The sequence below is a fragment of the Advenella sp. RU8 genome (genome assembly GCF_048381675.1).
GTDB lineage: Bacteria > Pseudomonadota > Gammaproteobacteria > Burkholderiales > Burkholderiaceae_B > Advenella.
Genome location: NZ_JBLWIS010000016.1, coordinates 1 through 18,929 on the forward strand (window position 1 = coordinate 1; position 18,929 = coordinate 18,929).

An 18,929-nucleotide genomic window follows, 5' to 3' on the forward strand; every position below is an offset into this window, starting at 1 on the left:
CTACTAAAAATAAAGCATAAAAAAACGGGCCTTAGCCCGTTTTTTTATGCTTCTATCGCAGACACCTTATTTGAGGTGTGTGCTAACCAGTTTAGTCATTTCAAACATGCTGACCTGTTCTTTACCAAAGATTGGACGCAGTTTGTCATCGGCATTAATGTTGCGACGGTTTTGTGGATCTTGCAAATCATGCTTTTTAATGTATTCCCAAATTTTCTTGGTAACTTCTGTGCGAGGTAGTGGTTCGCTACCTACAACGGCGGCCAGTTCGGTGCTTGGAGTAAGGGGTTTCATGAACGCTGCATTTGGTTTGCGTGCAGGTTTTTCCGATTTAGTTGTGGCCATTTTGGGGCTCTCCTTAAAGGCAGGTAATTATATGTAATGTGTATTAGAGAATAACGTGTAATAGGAAGCTTGCCTAGCATTTTTTTAGTATATTTTGCTTCAAATGGTTTTGGAGTCCCTGTTTTGCAAAATAGGGCATTTTTTAACAATGCTTGTAGATTAGGTGCGGGTCTTAGTGGGTTATGGGCCGCAATCTTATCCCGAAAGTAAAATTTGTGCGGATGGGATCAATTTTGGGTAAAGAGTAGTTATTTTAGTTATAGTGCATGCTGATTCAATATACATTCTGCTTTTAAAGTTCAACCATGCAAATTACCGATCATTCAATTACCTTAATCCGTCCTGACGACTGGCACCTGCATTTACGTGATGGGCTGGCCCTTGAGTCTGTTATTGCCGATAGCGCCAGGCAATTTGCCCGTGCTATTGTCATGCCTAATCTAAGACCTCCGGTTACGACCGTATCATTAGCGGCAGCCTATAAAACAAGGATAGAGGCAGCATTGGAAAAAACGGGCTATAAAGGTAAATTTGAGCCCCTGATGACCTTATATTTAACCGACAATACCTCTGCTGAGGAAATTCAAAAAGCGGCTGAATCAGGTTTCATTCATGCGGTTAAATTATACCCGGCGGGTGCTACGACTAATTCCGATGCCGGTGTTACCGATTTGCTTGGCAAGTGCCGTCCTGCTCTTGAGTCCCTGCAAAAGCATGGAATGCCCCTGCTGGTGCACGGTGAAGTAACCGATCCGGCAGTAGACCTGTTTGATCGGGAGGCGGTTTTTATTGATCGTGTAATGATTCCCCTGCGTCGTGACTTTCCCGAGCTGAAAGTAGTCTTTGAGCATATTACCACCCAGGATGGCGCCCACTATGTGCGCGATGCGCAAGGACCGGTAGCGGCTACCATTACTGCTCACCACCTGCTTTATAACCGCAATGCCATCTTTACTGGAGGCATTCGTCCACATTATTACTGCCTGCCTGTCTTAAAGCGTGAGAAACATCGCTTGGCATTGCTGGAAGCGGCAACCAGTGACAGTAAACGTTTTTTCCTTGGGACAGACAGTGCTCCGCATGAAAAGGGTCTTAAAGAGCATGCCTGTGGCTGTGCTGGTTGCTATACAGCGGTACACGCCATGGAACTTTATGCTACTGCTTTCGAGTTGGCGGGCAAACTGGATAAGCTTGAGGCCTTTGCCAGTTTGAATGGTCCTGATTTTTATGGCTTGCCTCGTAACCAGACGCAAATCACGCTCGAACGTGCTGAATATACCATTCCTGTCGAGTTGCCCTATGCCGAGAATACGACTTTGGTCCCATTGGCGGCAGGAGAGAGCCTGAACTGGAAAATGAAATAACCGGATAAATAAATCCTGGCAATCGGCAACTTGTTTGCACTTGTTGGTGATTATCAATATAAACGGGTCTTCCATAAAATGATTCGTTTTTCGGGGTGGGCAAAGGTCCATCCCGAAATGACAATACCTATTGATTGTCGTTCCCTTGACTAAAAATGAAAATTCAAATTACCGAATCACTCTACAAGAATGTAGATGACTACTTCAATCAGCTTCTCCTAAAAGAGGATGCCATTCCGGAAAAGGTGCTTGAGCATTGTAAAAACCGTAATATTCCGGCGATTAACGTGGCGCCCAACCAGGGCAAGTTGCTGCATATGCTGGTCAGGATGAATGCGGCACGGCGTGTTCTGGAAATTGGTACGCTGGGCGCATACAGTACCGTCTGGATGGGATTGGCCCTGCCCGCCAATGGTCATCTTGTTACTCTTGATTTTGATGAAAACTATATCAAGGTTGCCCGTGAAAGCCTGAGTATCGCCGGCTTGCAGGACAAAGTGGAAATCAGGCCGGGTGTGGCAGTTGACACGCTTGCACAAATGCTGCAAGACAAGGAAGCACCATTCGATTTTATTTTTATTGATGCTGACAAGGAAAACAACCCGGTTTATTTGCAGTATGCCCTGCAGTTGTCACGACCAGGTACGGTGATTGTGGCTGATAATGTGGTACGTCAGGCCAAGATACTGGATGACAGTGGCAAGGCGGATAATATACGGGGACTGCGCCAATTCTTTGAGGATATGGCCGCCAATCCCCGGCTAACGGTTACTGCTTTTCAAACGTTAGGCTCGAAAGGCTGGGATGGCCTTGCAATCGCTATTGTGAACCAATAACGGTTTCAGGCCAGCCAACAGGTTTAGCTGTTTTCTTTTTTGGCTTCCAGTTGTTCCCAACGGTCAAAAAGCTTAAGCAGTTCATCTTCCAGTTCTTGCAGGCGCAGGTTAATGCCATTGGCCGTGTCTGAACCATCTTTGTATAGTTCCGGGTCGGAAAGCTTGGCGGTAAGCTCGGCTTGCTCTGCCTCTAGTTTTGCAATATCTTCAGGCAGGGTTTCAAGTTCTTTCTGTTCCCAGCTGCTAATACGGGACCGGTTCTGGCGCGGTTTGGCCTGAGGCTGGCTAGATGCAGCTGGCGCTTCGGTCTTTTTGTCCGCGATATCTGCCTTGCCAGCCAGCCTATCGGCTACTTCTTGTGGCCTTTGCGCCAGCCAGTCATCATAACCACCAACGTAATCCCGCCATTGCCCATCACCTTCGTAAGCAATGGTTTGGGTAATCACGTTATTCAGGAAGGCCCGGTCGTGGCTGACCAGTAAAACCGTACCATTGAAATCTTGCAGTAACTCTTCAAGCAGCTCGAGGGTTTCAATGTCAAGGTCATTGGTTGGTTCGTCCATCACCAGGACATTGGCAGGCCGGGCAAACAAGCGTGCCAGCAGAAGCCGGGCTCTTTCACCGCCAGACAGGCTGGAGACGGGTGATTGGGCCCGCGCTGGTGAAAACAGGAAGTCCCCCAGATAGCTCATGACATGCTTGCGCTGTTGGCCAATTTCAATCCATTCACTGCCTGGATTGATCACCTCGGTAAGAATGGCATTTTCATCCAGTTGCTCACGCATTTGGTCAAAGTAGGCGATGGACAGGTTGGTGCCCAGCTTGACCTTGCCTTCAGTTGGGGCAAGTTTACCCAGAATGATTTTGAGCAAGGTGGTTTTGCCGGCACCGTTAGGGCCAATCAGGCCAATCCGGTCACCACGCATGATGGTGGTAGAGTAGTTTTTGATAACGGTTTTATCGCCGAAAGAGTGGCTGATATTTTCAAGTTCTGCCACCAGTTTGCCGGATTTTTCACCCATGGAAACGGCCAGGTTGACGTTTCCGACCCGTTCACGTCGGTCGCTGCGTTCACGTCGCAGTGCTTCAAGTCGCCTGACGCGGCCTTCGTTGCGCGTACGTCGGGCTTCAACCCCTTTGCGAATCCAGACTTCTTCCTGGGCCAGGAATTTGTCGAAGCGTTCATTTTGCAGTTTTTCAGCTTCCAGCCATTCTGCCTTGCGTGCCTGCCATTGGCTGAAATTGCCCGGAAAACTGTGCAGTTGGCCTCGATCCAGTTCGATGATGCGGGTTGTGACAGCATCAAGGAAGCGGCGATCGTGGGTAATGATGACGCAGGCGGAGCGACTGTTTTGGATCATCTGTTCAAGCCAAAGAATACCCTTGAAGTCCAGGTGGTTGGTGGGTTCGTCTAGCAATAGCAGATCGGGGTCTTCGATGAATGCCCGGGCAAGCGCAATGCGTTTGCGTGTGCCGCCTGATAATCCTTTGGCCTGGGCGTCTGGGTTCAGGCCCAGTTTTTCGATAATGGCACTGGCGCGGGCAGGACGGGCCCAGTCTTCAGAATCCAGGATATTGCCGCAGATATTTTCATAAACGGTTTGGGTGTCGTCAAGAACGGGTTCTTGCTCAACGGTGATGACACGCAAGGAGCCTATCCTGGAAATTTCGCCGTCATCGGCTTCGGTGCGGCCATCCAGAATACGCAGTAATGATGATTTGCCCGCGCCATTACGGCCGATTAGGCCGATTCTTTCGGATTCCTGGATGGTAAGGTTGGCATGGTCGAGCAGGGCATGGTGGCCATATGCAAGATGGGCATTGATTAATGTAATGAGAGTTTGTGCTGCCATAGAGTAGATCAAGAAAAATGGGTAAACGGTTTTTTATTCTTTGTCGATAAAAGGACTTTAACACCTTTGCAGGGAATAAGTCGGTTAAAATGCTTTTCTGGCAAAGTGGGCTGGGCAATCGCGGGGGTTTTTACCTTCGAGGAACGTCCGGACTCCATAGGGCAGGATAGCGGCTAACAGCCGTCCGGTTGCGTAAGCAGTCGAGGAATAGGGCCACAGAGACGAGACTGCAGCGTGGGCACGCAAGTGCACTGATACGGCGACTTCCGTATGACATTGCCGCAAGGCAATAACGTTGCAGGGTGAAACGCGGTAACCTCTATCCGGAGCAACATCAAATAGGCATGTGTCTGGTTCTGCCAGGAAGGGCGGCTCCGTCCAAACATGCGGGTAGGTGGCTAGAACGTATCAGCAATGATGCGTCCAGAGGAATGATTGCCAACCAGTTTACTGGTTTACAGAATCCGGCTTACAGGCCCACTTTGTCAGTTCTTGTTTTATGTATTGCCAAAACCGTCATGACTTGATGCTTGGCTTGGCTGCATGGCCATTTTTCAAAAACTGTTAGGAAATGATAAGAATTAATAAACAGTTTTTACAGTATCTTCTACCTTACTTTCACTTTGCATTTTAAGGGCTTGATTTCTATAGGCCTTTCTATTTTCCGTTTTTGTCGGTTGGCGCTAAGTCATTGTTGTTATTGGGAAAAGTCAATAAATAAAGCTTGACCAAATATCAGCCTTGTCTTAAAGTGGGAAAAAGTAGGGAAATGTGGAAAAAAGTGGGGGAAAAGTGGTTTTCCAGGGAAATAGCGCACTCACCTTAGATGCCAAGGGACGGATGACAATTCCGACCCGGTATCGTGACGCGCTTATGGAATCCGCTCATGGTGCCTTAACCATTACCCGCAATTTTGATGGTGGTTTGCTTATTTATCCCCGCCCGGTGTGGGAGGAAAAACGGGAAGCCATCATGCAATTGCCAATGTCCGCCCGTCATGTTCAGCGACTGTTACTGGGTAATGCCCAGGATGTGGAAATTGACGGGGCGGGGCGCGTTCTCATTGCTCCCGAATTGCGCACTGCTGCTGAAATGGTCAAAGAGGTCGTTTTGGTTGGGATGGGCAGGCATTTTGATCTTTGGGATGCCCAGATGTTTGCACAAATGCAGGCGGCTGATATGGCCAAGGGTTTACCAGAAAGTTTGGATGATTTTTCATTGTGATGTCAGAAAGTTTCGTACACAAGACCGTGTTGCTTGGAGCAACTGTCAATGCGCTGGTACACGATGAGTTTAATGTAAAGGCCAAATGGATTCACGACTTGTTGCCGGCCGGCAATAAAGAGGGTGTGTTCGTTGATGGTACTTTTGGCCGGGGTGGGCATAGTCGTTATTTGCTGACTCAGCTTTCAACCAATGCAAGGCTGTTTGTCTTTGATAAAGACCCCTTGGCAATGGCATCGGCGCGTCAATTGCAGCAGGAAGATTCCCGTGTAGAAATTATTCATGGCGGTTTTTCTTCAATGGAAGAAGAATTGCGCCAGCGTGGCGTCAGCCAGGTACAGGGCGTTTTATTGGATTTAGGGGTTTCGTCCCCACAGATAGATGATGCATCCAGAGGTTTTTCCTTCATGCGGGAAGGGCCGTTGGATATGCGAATGGATACCAGTCGCGGCATAACTGCGGCTGAATGGCTGGCGCAAGCCAGTGTTGAGGAAATGAAGGAGGTTATAAAGAACTATGGCGAAGAACGGTTTGCTTTCCAGATTGCAAAGGCGATTGATCATCGCCGCCAATCCAGCCCTTTGTGCACCACGCTCGAACTTGCCGAGCTCGTCTCAACCGTCGTCCGGACGCGGGAAAAAGGTCAACATCCGGCCACACGCACCTTTCAGGCTATACGGATTCACATCAATCAAGAGCTCGAAGAGCTGGCGAACACCCTCGCGTCAATTTTAAGATTGTTGGCGCCAGGTGGCCGGATGTCAGTAATCAGTTTTCACTCTCTAGAAGACCGGATGGTTAAACAGTGCATTGCGGCAGCGGCAAAGCCTGGTGCAGAGTTTGCCCGTATGCCCTTGCGGGAAAGTGAAATGCCCCAGCCTGTCCTGAAAAACCTGGGCAAAGTGCTGGCTACCGATGATGAAGTGGCCGCTAATCCCCGTTCTCGCTCGGCAGTATTGCGGGTGGCGGAAAGAACAATGACTGAATTGACGGATGCTGATGCTTTTGTCAGCAGGCCGCTTATGTTGGGTGGCCAATCTGGCAAACGGAGATCATCATGGCGCGGTTAGGGGTGCTGCTGCTGGTGTGCTGGTTTGGATATAGTGCCGTTTCCCTGGTATCTGTACGTTATCAGCAGCGCCTGCTGTATGTGGATCTTGGCCGTGCGCAGGCCGTTGAAAATGAATTGGGCATAGATTGGCGTTATTTACAGCTTGAACGGGCAAAATTAACAACTAATGCACGTATTCAACAAGTAACCACCCAAAAGCTGAACATGCAAATTCCGGATATAGAGCAAATTATTTACATTAAAGACTCTGAGCTGGCGCAAAATCCGGCCTCACCTGCGACACAACTGAGTAGCCAATAAAGGGGAGGCCAGATGCTTAAATTCGGCAAAAATAAAATCCCCGAATTGTTTAAACGATCCGGGGAAAACGCGTATTCCCGTCATTACAGCAGTCCGGTTTTGCACGTGCAAATCCCAAGGTGGCGTGCGCGCGTCCTTTTCGTTCTTATTTCCCTGGGCTTTCTGGCGGTGATCGCCAAGGCCCTGTATATCCAGATCATGAGCACCGAGTTCTTGCAGGCAGAAGGTGAAAAGCGTTTTGAACGTACTTTACAGCTACCGGCCTCGCGTGGACTGATTACCGACCGTAATGGCGAGTTTCTGGCAACTAGCACACCTGCAGTGGCTATCTGGAGCATACCCGAGGAAACCAGCAAGGCAAGTGCACAACAGTTGGGTGCTTTGGCTAAATTGCTGGATATGCCCTTGAAAGACCTCCAGGAACGCTTGAAGAATCTGGATAAAACATTTGTTTACCTGAAACGTCAACTTCCCATTGATACTGGCAAAGAGATAAAAGAGCTGAAGATTCCTGGTATTTATTCCCTGCCTGAGTCCAAGCGGTCTTATCCGCAGGGTTCCTTGACGGCTCACGTGGTTGGATTTACCAATATCGAAGATAAAGGTATCGAAGGTATTGAATTGCAATTGAATAGTGAATTGCAGGGAAAATCCGGTTTGCGAAGGGTATTGCGTGACCGGATCGGGCGTATTATTGAAGACGTCCAGGAAATCGAACCGGCAACTGATGGCGCCAATGTCAGGCTGACCATAGATACCCATGTCCAGCTTCTTACCGTTCAGGCGCTTGAAAAAGCCATCAAGAAACATGAGGCCGAATCGGCTGGAGCGGTGGTCATTGATACGCAAAATGGCGAAATACTGGCCATGGCCAGTTTACCCTCGTACGACCCCAATGAGCAGTCCGAGCGTAAAGGTGCGGCACTCAGAAACCGGGCCATTACCGATACGTTTGAACCAGGATCCATTATCAAGCCATTGGTTTCCGCGCTGGCACTGGATGCCGGTGTCATTACCAAAAACACCTTGTTCAATACAGGGACCGGCTCTTACCGCTACCAGGGGGCCACCATTACCGATGTCAGTTCCCGTAATGGCACGCTGAATGTGTCAGGTATTTTACGTCGCTCAAGTAATATTGGCATGACCATGATTTCCGAGCGTTTGCGTTCGGAACAAATGTGGACCGTATTCAATGCCCTGGGTTTCGGGCAGGTTCCCAACATTGCTTTTCCCGGTGCGGCTTCGGGACGTGTCCGGCCATGGGAGCGTTGGAAGCTGATTGAAAAGGCCACCATGTCCTATGGATATGGTTTGTCGGTATCCCTGTTGCAGATTGCCAAGGCATTTACAACACTGGCCCGTGACGGAGACATGATCTCCCTCTCGTTGATTAAAAATGACAAGCAGCCCACCAGTATCCAGATCTATAAACCACAAACGGCCCGTGATGTAAGGGCTATGCTCGAAGAGTCGACGGGCCCGGAAGGTAATAAAATCCAGGCAATGGTTAATGGCTATCGTATTGGTGGAAAAAGCGGGACCGCAAGGCAAATTGTCAACGGACGTTATAGCCGGTCGGACTACCGGGGCTCATTCGTTGCCGTTGCGCCTATTTCAAAACCCAGGATTGTAGTGGCCGTAACCGTTAACAGGCCGAAAAAAGCCGGCTATTACGGGACCCTCAATGCGGGGCCGGTTGCGGCAGAAATCATTGAAGGAACCTTGAAGTACCTGACGGTTCCGCCTGATTTGCCGGTAGAGCCTTCGCTGGAAGCAAATAACCAGAATAACCCAAGCAGGAGAAATCGGGGATGACCGTACAATCCATACTTCATTGGCTAAAACAACATGTCGCAGCCACGGCGCATCTTCAGCTAAATTCCAGGGACATCCTTAAAGGGGATGTCTTTGTTGCCTGCGCAGGCACATCTCAAAACGGGGTTGCGTACATTGAAGATGCACTCGCCAACGGCGCAGCGGCTGTTTTGCTGGAGCAATCCTCTGAAAATCAGGCCTTATCCACTTATCCGGTGCCAGTATTGGCCGTGCCGGGTTTGCGTAAATTGCTGGGCGAGTTGGGTGATAACTGGTACGGGCATCCGTCCAAACAGGTTTTTGTGATAGCGGTTACCGGTACCAACGGAAAAACCTCTTGTGCTACCTGGTTGGCCAAGGCGCTTACCGCTAACGGTGTGCCATGTGCCACCATTGGTACCCTGGGTATGGTTTTGCCTGACAACACCAATTTGGGTGGTTCGCTAACGACTCCCGATGTCCTGACCTTACATCGCTTGCTGGCAGAATTGCGTAGCCGGGAAATCAACGCGGTGTCCATTGAAGCCTCTTCGATCGGGCTTGACCAGGGTCGCATGGACGGGTTGCGAATCCGTATCGCCGCTTTCTCCAATCTAACCCTTGATCATCTTGATTACCACAAGGATATGGCGCAATACGAGCAGGCGAAAATGCGCCTGTTTCACTGGCCCGGCTTGCAACATGCCGTCATCAACCTGGATGACCCGGCCGGTGAGCGCATGTTCCGGGATGCTCGTGCCGACAATAGGATAGGCTATTCCTTAAAAAATCACGCTGAGGCAAAAATTCTGGCCAAAGAGCACCGTTTTTATGACTATGGCCTGGCGTTTGATTTATTCACTCCTCAAGGTGAGGCACAAGTCTTAACACGCTTGCTGGGGGAGCACAATATCTCTAATCTGTTGCTGGTAGCCGGTGTTTTGCAGGCAATGGGCTGGGAATTGGCCAATGTCGTTAAAACCATTTCCTTGCTCGAGCCGGTTCCTGGACGACTGCAAATCGTGAAGGGGTTAGATGCTGAGGGCGAGGCGGGCATGCAGCCGTTGGTGGTGGTGGATTACTCGCATACCCCCGACTCGCTGGAGCGGGCCCTGGATGCCTTGCGACCTACCGCATTGGCCAGGAAAGGGCGCTTGGTTTGCGTTTTTGGCTGTGGTGGTGACCGTGATAAAACCAAACGTCCCGTCATGGGGAAAATTGCCTCGCAAAAAGCCGATCTGGTTTATGTGACCAGCGATAATCCCCGTACCGAAGACCCTGGGCAAATTCTGGCTGATATACTGGCCGGCATGCCCGGCTCACCGAATGTCGAGCCTGATCGGGCCAGTGCCATTTTGCAGGCAATTTTGCACGCATCGGCAACTGATGTCATTTTGGTCGCTGGTAAAGGACATGAAACTTATCAGGAAGTCAATCATGTCAAAATCAATTTTGATGATCGTGAGTGGTCATTGCTGGCGCTGGCTTTACGCCATGCCACGGGTGTATCAACAGATTCACGAAGTGTTGGCAAGGGGCAAATATTCATTGCCCTGAAAGGTGAGAATTTTGATGCTCATGACTTTCTGGCGCAGGTTGGGCAAAACGGGGCCTTGCTGGCCGTTGTCAGTCAGAAAAATCCTGCGCTAGATCTGCCGCAGGTACTGGTTGCCGATACGGGCAAGGCACTTGAATTGATGGGCAAGGCCTGGCGCTCCTTGTTTGATATCCCGGTGATTGGGGTTGCGGGCAGCAATGGCAAAACAACCACCAAGGAAATGATTGCTTCCATTCTGGCGGCACATGTCGGGCCAGCGCATTGTATTGCCACCAAAGGCAATCTGAATAATCAAATAGGTGTTCCGTTAAGTTTGCTGGGTCTGAATAAAAAGCATCAGGCAGCAGTGTTTGAACTGGGCATGAATCACCCGGGCGAAATCCGCCTCTTGACTGACCTGGCAAGGCCCACCGTTGGCTTGGTGAACAACGCGCAAAGGGAACACCAGGAATTCATGCAAACGGTAGAGGCCGTAGCGCTTGAAAACGCCGATGTGATTGCCGGCCTTGATGCCACTGGTGTCGCCGTGTTTCCTGCTGATGAACCGTATACCGCCTTATGGCAGGAAATTGCCGGCAAGCGGCGTCGGGTTTTATTCGGTTTTGGCGAACAGGCCGATGTCACCGCCAAAGAGCTGGTTGCCGATATCAATGGCAGCCGTTTTCTGCTGGTTACGCCGGGTGCCTCAGGTTCGGTTTCATTGAATATTCCGGGTCATCATAATGTGCGCAATGCATTGGCAGCCACTGCATGTGCACTGGCCATCGGGATACCTTTGGATACCATTATCATTGGGTTACAAAAATTTAGCCCTGTTAAGGGACGAATGCAAGGTTTTGTGCTTCCTGACGGCACAAAATTGCTTGATGACTCGTATAATGCAAACCCTGATTCTGTTCGTGCAGCCATTGATGTCCTGTCACAATTGCCCGGCTCCCGGGTTCTGGTTTTGGGTGATATGGCCGAAGTGGGTGAAGATGGTCCGCAAATGCATGCCGAAGTGGGTTTTTATGCCAAAGAAAAAGGCATTGATTATTTGCTGGCTTATGGCGATGCATCCAGGCAAACCGTACAAGCCTTTGGTTCACAGGCAAGGCATTTTGAAGACATCCATCAGATGGCACCGTACATCAGAAATCTTAAACCGTTAAATATTTTAGTGAAAGGATCACGATCAATGCGTATGGAGCGGGTTATTGCTGACCTGAAAAAAGCTTCATCCATTGAAGGGGAAAAAGATGCTGTATGAGTTATTCGGGTGGCTATCTAAAAGTATAAGTGGCTTTGGCGTATTTGAATATATTACACTGCGGGCCATGCTGGCATGTGCCACCGCACTGTTTATAGGCTTGTGGGCAGGCCCGCGTGTTATCCGTAAATTGACGGCGCTTAAAATTGGCCAGGCAGTCAGGGCTTATGGCCCCGAGTCGCATCTGGTCAAGAATGGTACGCCAACCATGGGTGGCGTGCTTATTCTTATCGCGATTGGTATCAGTACTTTATTATGGGCCGACCTAAGCAACCGGTTCGTATGGGTGGTCATGCTGGTCACCTTCGGGTTTGGTGCAATTGGCTGGGTTGATGATTACCGCAAAGTGGTTTATCGCAATCCCGAAGGCATGAGTTCACGGGAAAAGTTTTTCTGGCAGTCATTAATTGGCTTGATTGCCTCTATCTACCTTACTTTTGCCGTTTCGGCACCTGCCAATGCAGAGTTATGGCCTTTGTTCAAGGAATGGGTCTTGAGTGGCTTCACCATGCCACTGCCATCCCGGGCCGACCTCATCGTTCCTTTTTTCAAAAGTGTCAGCTATCCGCTGGGCGTTTTTGGTTTTGCCGCATTAACCTGGGCTGTTATTGTGGGCACCAGCAATGCCGTTAACCTGACTGATGGCCTTGACGGCCTGGCCATTATGCCAACCGTCATGGTAGGTGGAGCATTGGGGATTTTTGCCTATATTGTAGGTCGAGTGGATTACTCTAAATACCTGTTGTTCCCTTATATTCCAGGCGCATCCGAAATGTTGATCCTGTGTGCCGCCCTGGCTGGTGCCGGATTGGCATTCCTGTGGTTCAATGCGTATCCTGCCCAGGTGTTCATGGGTGATGTAGGTGCGCTGGCCCTGGGTGGAATGTTGGGTACGGTTGCCGTCATCGTCCGGCAGGAAATTGTCCTGTTCATCATGGGGGGCGTGTTTGTGGTAGAAACACTGTCAGTCATGATCCAGGTAATCTGGTTTAAATACACCAAGAAAAAATATGGCACTGGCCGTCGCATACTTCGAATGGCACCTTTGCACCATCACTTTGAAGTGGGTGGCTGGAAAGAAACCCAGGTGGTTGTGCGCTTTTGGATTATTACGATGATGCTGGTGTTGCTTGGTTTGGCAACCTTGAAATTACGATGAATACACAGTCTGAAAATACCCCGCTCGCTTTCCCTTCTTCGGTCCTTGTTCTGGGACTGGGAGAAACCGGCCTTGCCGCCGCATTATGGTGCTTGCGCAATCATGCGCACTTGCGCATTGCCGATACCCGGCCCAACCCGCCAGGTCTGGATAAGCTAGAGGCAACCGGCCAGCCCTTTGAGAAATTCCTCGGAGAGCAAAGTTTTGACGATGCAGCCCTGCAAGGGATTGACGTCATTGTTCTGAGCCCGGGCCTGGTCCCTTCCGAGCCTCAGTTGGCAGCCTTTCTTGCCCGTGCAAAACAGCAGGGTATTGAAATATTGGGTGAAATAGAGCTGTTTTCACGTGCGCTTTTGCAGTTAAGGCAAACACAGGCTTATGAGCCCAAGGTGCTGGGCATTACCGGCACCAATGGCAAAACCACGGTTACTACCATGGTCAGGGACATGTTGCAGGAAGCCGGGCTGGTTGCCGTTGCAGCGGGTAATATCAGCCCCTCGGCATTAACCGCCCTGATGACGGCTCTTGATGCCAATGCCTTGCCCGATGTTTGGGTGCTGGAACTGTCCAGCTTTCAGTTGCTGACTGTGAAAACCTTGCAGCCAGACGCGGCTGTCGTGCTGAATATCACCCAGGATCATTTGGATTGGCATGCCAGCATGCAGGAATACGCCGATTGCAAGGCAAAATTGCTCAACATGAGCCAAGTGGCCATCATTAATCGTGATGATGAAATGGTGAGTGCCATGGTGGAGTTTGCCGATGACCTGAACGTGCGGTCTTTTGGTGAAACCGAGCCTGTCCTTGATCAGGATATGGGCCTGGAAGACAGTAATGGCATGTTGTGGCTGGCCACTTGCAGTGCTGATGAGTTTGACCTGCCTGAAACCGGTGGCCGGAGAAAAAAGAATACGGAACGTCCGCTTCGAAAAAACGGTGTGTTAAAACGCTTGATGCCGGCTGATGCCATGCTGGTGCGTGGCAGGCACAATGCCCTTAATGCGCTGGCCGCCATGGCTTTGTGCCGGGCGCTGGGGATTGGCTGGACACCCTTGCTTAATGCCTTAAGAAATTATGTTGCCGAGCCGCACCGGACCAACTTCGTCAGAAGCATCAAGGGCGTTGATTTTATCAATGACAGCAAAGGAACCAATGTGGGCTCCACGGTTGCCGCCCTGAAAGGGATGGGCCGCAAGGTAGTGTTGATTGCGGGTGGCCTGGGCAAGGGACAGGACTTTTCTCCGCTGGTGAATCCGGTTGCGCGTTTTGCACGTGCCGTGATCCTGATTGGGAAGGATGCCAAAATAATTGAACAGGCTCTGGCGCCCGCCGGTGTCCCGTGCATTCATGCCACCTCGCTTGATGAGGCCGTCAAAGTTGCGCTGGATCATGCTCAAGAACATGACGTGGTGCTGTTGTCTCCTGCCTGTGCCAGCATGGATATGTTCAAGAATTACAATCATCGTGGTAATGCATTTATTGATGCCGTTAACGAGCTGGCACTTGAAAACGGAGAAATTGCATGAGTGTGCTAGGCGAGCTTCGGTCCAGTGTCAGTGCAGTCAAGCCGGGTCGTACGACCATGCGCAATTATGACTTGCTGTTGGGCGTTGCTGTCTCGACCTTGTTGTTGTTCGGCCTGATCATGGTATTTTCCGCTTCGATTGCCCTGGCTGATGGTCCTAAATACGCCAATTTGGGTCGCTATTATTTTGTTCTTCGGCATGCCATTTATATTGCTATTGGAATTTTTCTGTTTTCTTTAACTGTTGCCGTGCCGATGAGTTTCTGGGAAAAATACGCCTTTCGGATTTTTCTGTTTGCCTCGGTGTTGCTGGTTCTGGTGCTGGTGCCGTTTATTGGTCGGGAAGTCAATGGCGCGTCACGGTGGCTGCCGATTGGCCCGGTGAATTTTCAACCCTCTGAGCTCATGAAGGTAGCCATGCTGCTGTTTGCTGCCGATTACACGGTACGCAAGCAAAAATACATGCAGAACCTTGCCCGTGGTTTTGCACCGATGGCCGTGGCGCTGATCATGGTGGCCGTGCTGTTGCTGCTCGAACCCGATTTGGGTGCTTTTATGGTAACCGTGGCGATTACGGTTGGCATCCTGTTCCTTGGCGGTATTAATCTGGGCCTGTTTGTCGCTGCAATTGGTGCATTGGTTGTCTTTTTTGTATTGATGATCATTCTGGCCCCGTGGCGGTTGGGGCGCATAATGGCCTATCTTGAGCCTTTTCATGAATCCAATGTGCAATCCAGTGCCTATCAGTTGGTGCATTCACTGATTGCGATTGGCCGTGGCGAATGGTTTGGGGTTGGCTTGGGATCAAGTATCGAAAAATTGCATTATTTGCCCGAAGCACATACCGACTTCATTATGGCGGTGGTGGGCGAAGAGTTGGGTTTTGTCGGTATTCTGTTTGTGATCGTGCTGTTTTTTATCATTGTCAAAAAGAGTTTTGAAATCGGCCGTTCAGCAATTGCGATGGATCGTGAGTTCAATGGCTTGGTCGCACAGGGTGTGGGTATTTGGTTCGGCGTGCAGGCGTTTATCAATCTGGGGGTTTGCCTTGGATTGTTGCCAACCAAAGGCTTAACTTTGCCATTGGTCAGTTATGGCGGTTCTTCGATTGTCATGAACCTGATCGCGATTGCCATGTTAATGCGCGTTGATTATGAAGTCCGGCAAATGATGCGTGGCCAGCATGTCAGCAATGAAAATAAAAGGTCTTATTGATGAAGCAGTCACCAACATTACTGGTCATGGCAGGAGGGACAGGCGGGCATATCATGCCGGGTCTGGCCGTCGCACATGAAATGGAAACCCGCGGTTGGCATATCGTCTGGTTGGGCGATCCTGGCAAAATGGAAGGTAAATTGGTGCCTGAACATGGCTTTACCCTGATGCCCATGGCTTTTTCCGGCGTGCGTGGAAAGGGTTTTGGCGCGCTTGTCAAACTGCCGTTTACCTTGTTGCAGGCCAGTGTCCAGGCCTGGAAAAGTCTGGGCAAGGTAAAACCTTCTGTCGTATTGGGCATGGGCGGCTATGTGGCTTTTCCTGGTGGTATGATGGCTGCTTTGCGTGGCATACCTTTGGTAGTGCATGAGCAGAATGCAGTGGCAGGAACGGCCAATAAATGGTTGGGCAAGGTGGCGACCCGTGTGCTGTCTGGATTTCCCGGTGTGTTGCCCAAAGGGCAAATGGTGGGCAACCCGGTACGCAAAGATTTACTGGCAACCCAAAATCCGGCTAACCGTTATGAAAGTCGCTCAGGCCGGTTGAACATTCTGGTCGTGGGGGGGAGCCTGGGAGCGCATGCCTTAAATACCATTGTTCCCAAGGCATTGGCCAGTATTGCGCCAGACCTGCGTCCCCATATTGTGCACCAGTCGGGAACCCAGCATCTTGAGACACTGGAAAAAACCTATGCCGATTTGGGTGTACAGGCAGAATGCGTGGCCTTTATCGCCGATATGGCAGCCGCCTTGTCAGCCGCTGACTTGGTTATCTGTCGCGCTGGCGCGATGACGGTTGCTGAAGTGGCTGCGGTAGGGGTGGCCGCCCTGTTTATTCCCTTGCCACATGCCATCGATGATCATCAAACGGCCAATGCTGCCTGGTTGACCCGTGAGAATGCGGCATGGTCCAAAGCGCAAAAAGAACTCACAGCCGAATGGCTGGCTTCCTGGTTACAGGATAAAACACGTGATGAATTGCAGGCAGTTGCCTTGAAGGCAAGGCAATGTGCCCGGACTGACGCCACTCAGGTTATTGCCGATGTGTGCGTCAGTGTAGTTAAGGATAAAAGATGAAACACAGGATAAGAAATATCCATTTTGTAGGTATTGGTGGCTCTGGCATGAGTGGTATTGCTGAAGTATTGCTTAATCTGGGCTACCGTATCAGCGGCTCCGATTTGCAAGAGAGCGCAGTGACCCGTCGCCTGGCCAATTTGGGTGCGATCATTCATATTGGCCATCAGGCTGAGAACGTGCACGAAGCGGATGCGATCGTGACCTCTACCGCAGTCGCCAATAGCAATCCTGAAGTGCTTGCTGCCAGGGCTCGGCAAATACCTGTGGTGCCCAGGGCCATTATGCTGGCAGAGTTGATGCGTTTGAAACGGGGTATCGCGATTGCCGGCACGCATGGCAAAACCACTACAACCAGCCTGGTGGCAAGCGTACTGGCTGCTGCAGGCCTTGATCCGACTTTTGTGATTGGGGGGCGCTTGAATTCGGCCGGTGCCAATGCGCGTCTTGGGCAGGGTGATTACATTGTTGTGGAAGCCGATGAATCGGATGCGTCGTTTTTGAATTTGTTGCCGGTCATGGCCATTATCACCAATATCGATGCCGACCACATGGACACCTACAGTCATGATATTGCCCGCTTGCGGAGTGCTTTTGTAGAGTTCACCCAGCGCCTGCCGTTTTATGGCAGTGCCATCCTGTGCAATGACGATGATAATGTCCGTAAAATCATTCCCTTTATTTCCCGCCCGGTAACCACTTACGGATTCAGCGATGACTCCCATTTCCAGGCAGTCAAGGTTCGAGCAGAGGGCACAAGCATGTGCTTTGATGTCATTCGCCGTGTCAAGGTTGACCAGTGGTTGCCAACCTTAAGCATCACCCTGAATCTGCCGGGGCGGCATAATGTGTTGAATGCCCTGGCTGCGATTGCCGTGGCTACCGAGCTGGATATCCCTGATGAAGCCATTGTTTCAGCTTTAAAAGGATTTAATGGCGTCGGGCGCCGGTTTTCCTACACTGGTGACTTCAACGTGCCAGAAGAAAGGGGCGGTGGCCGGTTTACGGTTATTGATGACTATGGACATCATCCTGTCGAAATGGCCGCTACCATCGAGGCAGCCCGTGGCGCCTGGCCAGACCGCCGTCTGGTATTGGCTTTTCAGCCGCATCGTTACACCCGCACGCGCGATTGTTTTGAAGATTTCGTTAAAGTATTAAACACTGCCGATGCGGTTGTCTTGACCGACGTTTATGCTGCCGGCGAAGCCCCGATTGTGGCTGCCGATGGCCGTGCCCTGGCCCGTGGCATTCGTGTGGCAGGCAAGCTGGAACCGGTTTTTATTGAGGATGTCAGTGAAATGCCACAGGCGATTATTGATTTTGTCAGGGATGGCGATATTGTGGTGGTAATGGGCGCTGGTTCAATCAGCAAGGTTCCCGGACAAATAGGAGAATTGGCATGACACATGAATTTGGCAAGGTTGGCATTTTATATGGTGGCCATTCAGCTGAGAGAACCGTTTCCCTGCAATCGGGTGAGGGCGTTTTATCTGCCTTGCAAAGCAAGGGGATTGATGCATCTCTGTTTGATACCGGCAAACATAGTCTGGCAGAGTTGGCGGCACAGAATTTTGATCGTGTTTTCATTGCTTTGCATGGACGTTACGGAGAAGACGGCACGTTGCAGGGGGTACTTGAGTTATTGGGTATTCCATATACCGGTAGCGGTGTGATGGCTTCAAGCCTTGCCATGAATAAAATCATGACCAAGCGGATCTGGCTTGAACAAGGCTTGCCGACACCCAAATACAAAGTGGTCAAAAGTCTTGCTGATGCTGATGCCGCTTGTGCGGAATTGGGCTTGCCTCTGATTATCAAGGCGCCACATGAGGGTTCAACCCTTGGCTTGTACAAAATCAGTCGGCAGGACGAATTGCATGATGCCTTCAATCAGGCCATTAATTTTGATCATGAACTATTGGCTGAACAATTTGTGGTTGGCCGCGAGCTCACGATTCCTGTGGTAGGCAAGGGTGAGAATGCGCGCGCCTTGCCGGTCATTGAAATTTTTGCCCCGGATGGCAATTATGATTTTGAGCATAAGTACATTTCCAATGATACGCGCTATGAATGTCCGGCCAATTTGTCTCCTGAACTGGCTAGCAGGATTCAGGAAATTTCCGTGCAGGCCTATCGAGCGATAGGATGCGAAGGCTGGGCACGGGTCGATATCATGCTTGATGGCCAAAATCAGCCGTGGTTGCTTGAAATCAATACTTCACCGGGTATGACCAGCCACTCCCTGGTTCCCATGGGGGCCAAAGCGGAAGGGATGAGTTATGCCGATTTGTGTGTATTCATCCTGTCGCAGGCATCGTGCAAAATACACAGGCCTATGCCTGAAAACGGATAA

The 18,929-nt window shown here is 50.5% G+C and carries 15 protein-coding genes and 1 other RNA gene; 14 read left to right on the forward strand and 2 right to left on the reverse strand.

What is annotated here, in order from left to right; all coding sequences use genetic code 11:
- Positions 1–66: 66 nt before the first annotated feature.
- Complete coding sequence (locus ACM5Q9_RS14030; protein ID WP_200237865.1) at positions 67–345, reverse strand: SWIB/MDM2 domain-containing protein; 279 nt, start codon at positions 343–345, stop codon at positions 67–69.
- 305 nt (positions 346–650) lie between these two features.
- Between ACM5Q9_RS14030 and pyrC the strand changes: the two genes are divergently transcribed.
- Both pyrC and ACM5Q9_RS14040 read left to right on the forward strand, forming a co-directional pair.
- A complete protein-coding gene (pyrC, locus tag ACM5Q9_RS14035; protein WP_418145363.1) occupies positions 651–1,709 on the forward strand; it encodes a dihydroorotase in 1,059 nt (352 codons plus the stop codon).
- Positions 1,710–1,864: 155 nt separating this feature from the next.
- Positions 1,865–2,545, forward strand: coding sequence for an O-methyltransferase (locus tag ACM5Q9_RS14040; RefSeq protein WP_418145365.1), 681 nt, complete (start codon positions 1,865–1,867; stop codon positions 2,543–2,545).
- Positions 2,546–2,568: 23 nt separating this feature from the next.
- Here ACM5Q9_RS14040 and ACM5Q9_RS14045 read toward each other — a convergent pair whose 3' ends face one another.
- The gene (locus tag ACM5Q9_RS14045) at positions 2,569–4,398 is read right to left on the reverse strand and encodes an ATP-binding cassette domain-containing protein (protein ID WP_418145366.1); all 1,830 of its coding nucleotides are present in this window, start codon (positions 4,396–4,398) and stop codon (positions 2,569–2,571) included.
- Between the two features lie 102 nt (positions 4,399–4,500).
- On the opposite strand from ACM5Q9_RS14045, the gene rnpB reads away from it, so the two are divergent.
- The 12 genes from rnpB to ACM5Q9_RS14105 all read left to right on the forward strand — a co-directional run bounded on the left by rnpB (position 4,501) and on the right by ACM5Q9_RS14105 (position 18,929).
- Positions 4,501–4,886: RNase P RNA component class A (gene rnpB / locus ACM5Q9_RS14050), an RNA gene on the forward strand.
- A gap of 352 nt (positions 4,887–5,238) precedes the next feature.
- Positions 5,239–5,622, forward strand: a complete 384-nt coding sequence (locus tag ACM5Q9_RS14055) for a division/cell wall cluster transcriptional repressor MraZ (protein ID WP_418145393.1) — start codon at positions 5,239–5,241, stop codon at positions 5,620–5,622.
- Positions 5,622–6,692, forward strand: coding sequence for a 16S rRNA (cytosine(1402)-N(4))-methyltransferase RsmH (rsmH, locus tag ACM5Q9_RS14060; RefSeq protein ID WP_418145368.1), 1,071 nt, complete (start codon positions 5,622–5,624; stop codon positions 6,690–6,692). Before ACM5Q9_RS14055 ends, rsmH begins: the two co-directional genes overlap by 1 nt.
- Positions 6,680–6,994: a cell division protein FtsL gene (gene ftsL / locus ACM5Q9_RS14065; protein WP_418145370.1), complete on the forward strand. Its 315-nt coding sequence runs from the start codon at positions 6,680–6,682 to the stop codon at positions 6,992–6,994. Before rsmH ends, ftsL begins: the two co-directional genes overlap by 13 nt.
- A 12-nt stretch (positions 6,995–7,006) precedes the next feature.
- Positions 7,007–8,812, forward strand: a complete 1,806-nt coding sequence (locus ACM5Q9_RS14070; protein ID WP_418145372.1) for a peptidoglycan D,D-transpeptidase FtsI family protein — start codon at positions 7,007–7,009, stop codon at positions 8,810–8,812.
- Positions 8,809–11,598, forward strand: a complete 2,790-nt coding sequence (murF, locus tag ACM5Q9_RS14075; RefSeq protein ID WP_418145373.1) for a bifunctional UDP-N-acetylmuramoyl-L-alanyl-D-glutamate--2,6-diaminopimelate ligase MurE/UDP-N-acetylmuramoyl-tripeptide--D-alanyl-D-alanine ligase MurF — start codon at positions 8,809–8,811, stop codon at positions 11,596–11,598. The genes ACM5Q9_RS14070 and murF overlap by 4 nt, the downstream gene beginning before the upstream one ends.
- On the forward strand, positions 11,588–12,757 hold the full coding sequence (gene mraY, locus ACM5Q9_RS14080; protein WP_418145374.1) for a phospho-N-acetylmuramoyl-pentapeptide-transferase: 1,170 nt from the start codon (positions 11,588–11,590) through the stop codon (positions 12,755–12,757). The genes murF and mraY overlap by 11 nt, the downstream gene beginning before the upstream one ends.
- Positions 12,754–14,283: a UDP-N-acetylmuramoyl-L-alanine--D-glutamate ligase gene (gene murD, locus ACM5Q9_RS14085; RefSeq protein ID WP_418145375.1), complete on the forward strand. Its 1,530-nt coding sequence runs from the start codon at positions 12,754–12,756 to the stop codon at positions 14,281–14,283. Before mraY ends, murD begins: the two co-directional genes overlap by 4 nt.
- A complete protein-coding gene (gene ftsW, locus ACM5Q9_RS14090) occupies positions 14,280–15,497 on the forward strand; it encodes a putative lipid II flippase FtsW (RefSeq protein WP_418145377.1) in 1,218 nt (405 codons plus the stop codon). Before murD ends, ftsW begins: the two co-directional genes overlap by 4 nt.
- Complete coding sequence (gene murG, locus ACM5Q9_RS14095) at positions 15,497–16,573, forward strand: undecaprenyldiphospho-muramoylpentapeptide beta-N-acetylglucosaminyltransferase (protein ID WP_418145378.1); 1,077 nt, start codon at positions 15,497–15,499, stop codon at positions 16,571–16,573. The genes ftsW and murG overlap by 1 nt, the downstream gene beginning before the upstream one ends.
- Entirely contained in the window at positions 16,570–17,979 is a 1,410-nt protein-coding gene (gene murC / locus ACM5Q9_RS14100; protein WP_418145380.1) for a UDP-N-acetylmuramate--L-alanine ligase, read from the forward strand. Before murG ends, murC begins: the two co-directional genes overlap by 4 nt.
- Entirely contained in the window at positions 17,976–18,929 is a 954-nt protein-coding gene (locus ACM5Q9_RS14105; RefSeq protein WP_418145382.1) for a D-alanine--D-alanine ligase, read from the forward strand. Before murC ends, ACM5Q9_RS14105 begins: the two co-directional genes overlap by 4 nt.

Excerpts from the sequence above, each read along its gene's own strand:
- ACM5Q9_RS14030 (WP_200237865.1), bottom strand. The coding sequence starts at position 345 with ATGGCCACAACTAAATCGGAAAAACCTGCACGCAAACCAAATGCAGCG.
- pyrC (WP_418145363.1), top strand. The coding sequence starts at position 651 with ATGCAAATTACCGATCATTCAATTACCTTAATCCGTCCTGACGACTGG.
- ACM5Q9_RS14040 (WP_418145365.1), top strand. The coding sequence starts at position 1,865 with ATGAAAATTCAAATTACCGAATCACTCTACAAGAATGTAGATGACTAC.
- ACM5Q9_RS14045 (WP_418145366.1), bottom strand. The coding sequence starts at position 4,398 with ATGGCAGCACAAACTCTCATTACATTAATCAATGCCCATCTTGCATAT.
- ACM5Q9_RS14055 (WP_418145393.1), top strand. The coding sequence starts at position 5,239 with ATGACAATTCCGACCCGGTATCGTGACGCGCTTATGGAATCCGCTCAT.
- rsmH (WP_418145368.1), top strand. The coding sequence starts at position 5,622 with ATGTCAGAAAGTTTCGTACACAAGACCGTGTTGCTTGGAGCAACTGTC.
- ftsL (WP_418145370.1), top strand. The coding sequence starts at position 6,680 with ATGGCGCGGTTAGGGGTGCTGCTGCTGGTGTGCTGGTTTGGATATAGT.
- ACM5Q9_RS14070 (WP_418145372.1), top strand. The coding sequence starts at position 7,007 with ATGCTTAAATTCGGCAAAAATAAAATCCCCGAATTGTTTAAACGATCC.
- murF (WP_418145373.1), top strand. The coding sequence starts at position 8,809 with ATGACCGTACAATCCATACTTCATTGGCTAAAACAACATGTCGCAGCC.
- mraY (WP_418145374.1), top strand. The coding sequence starts at position 11,588 with ATGCTGTATGAGTTATTCGGGTGGCTATCTAAAAGTATAAGTGGCTTT.
- murD (WP_418145375.1), top strand. The coding sequence starts at position 12,754 with ATGAATACACAGTCTGAAAATACCCCGCTCGCTTTCCCTTCTTCGGTC.
- ftsW (WP_418145377.1), top strand. The coding sequence starts at position 14,280 with ATGAGTGTGCTAGGCGAGCTTCGGTCCAGTGTCAGTGCAGTCAAGCCG.
- murG (WP_418145378.1), top strand. The coding sequence starts at position 15,497 with ATGAAGCAGTCACCAACATTACTGGTCATGGCAGGAGGGACAGGCGGG.
- murC (WP_418145380.1), top strand. The coding sequence starts at position 16,570 with ATGAAACACAGGATAAGAAATATCCATTTTGTAGGTATTGGTGGCTCT.
- ACM5Q9_RS14105 (WP_418145382.1), top strand. The coding sequence starts at position 17,976 with ATGACACATGAATTTGGCAAGGTTGGCATTTTATATGGTGGCCATTCA.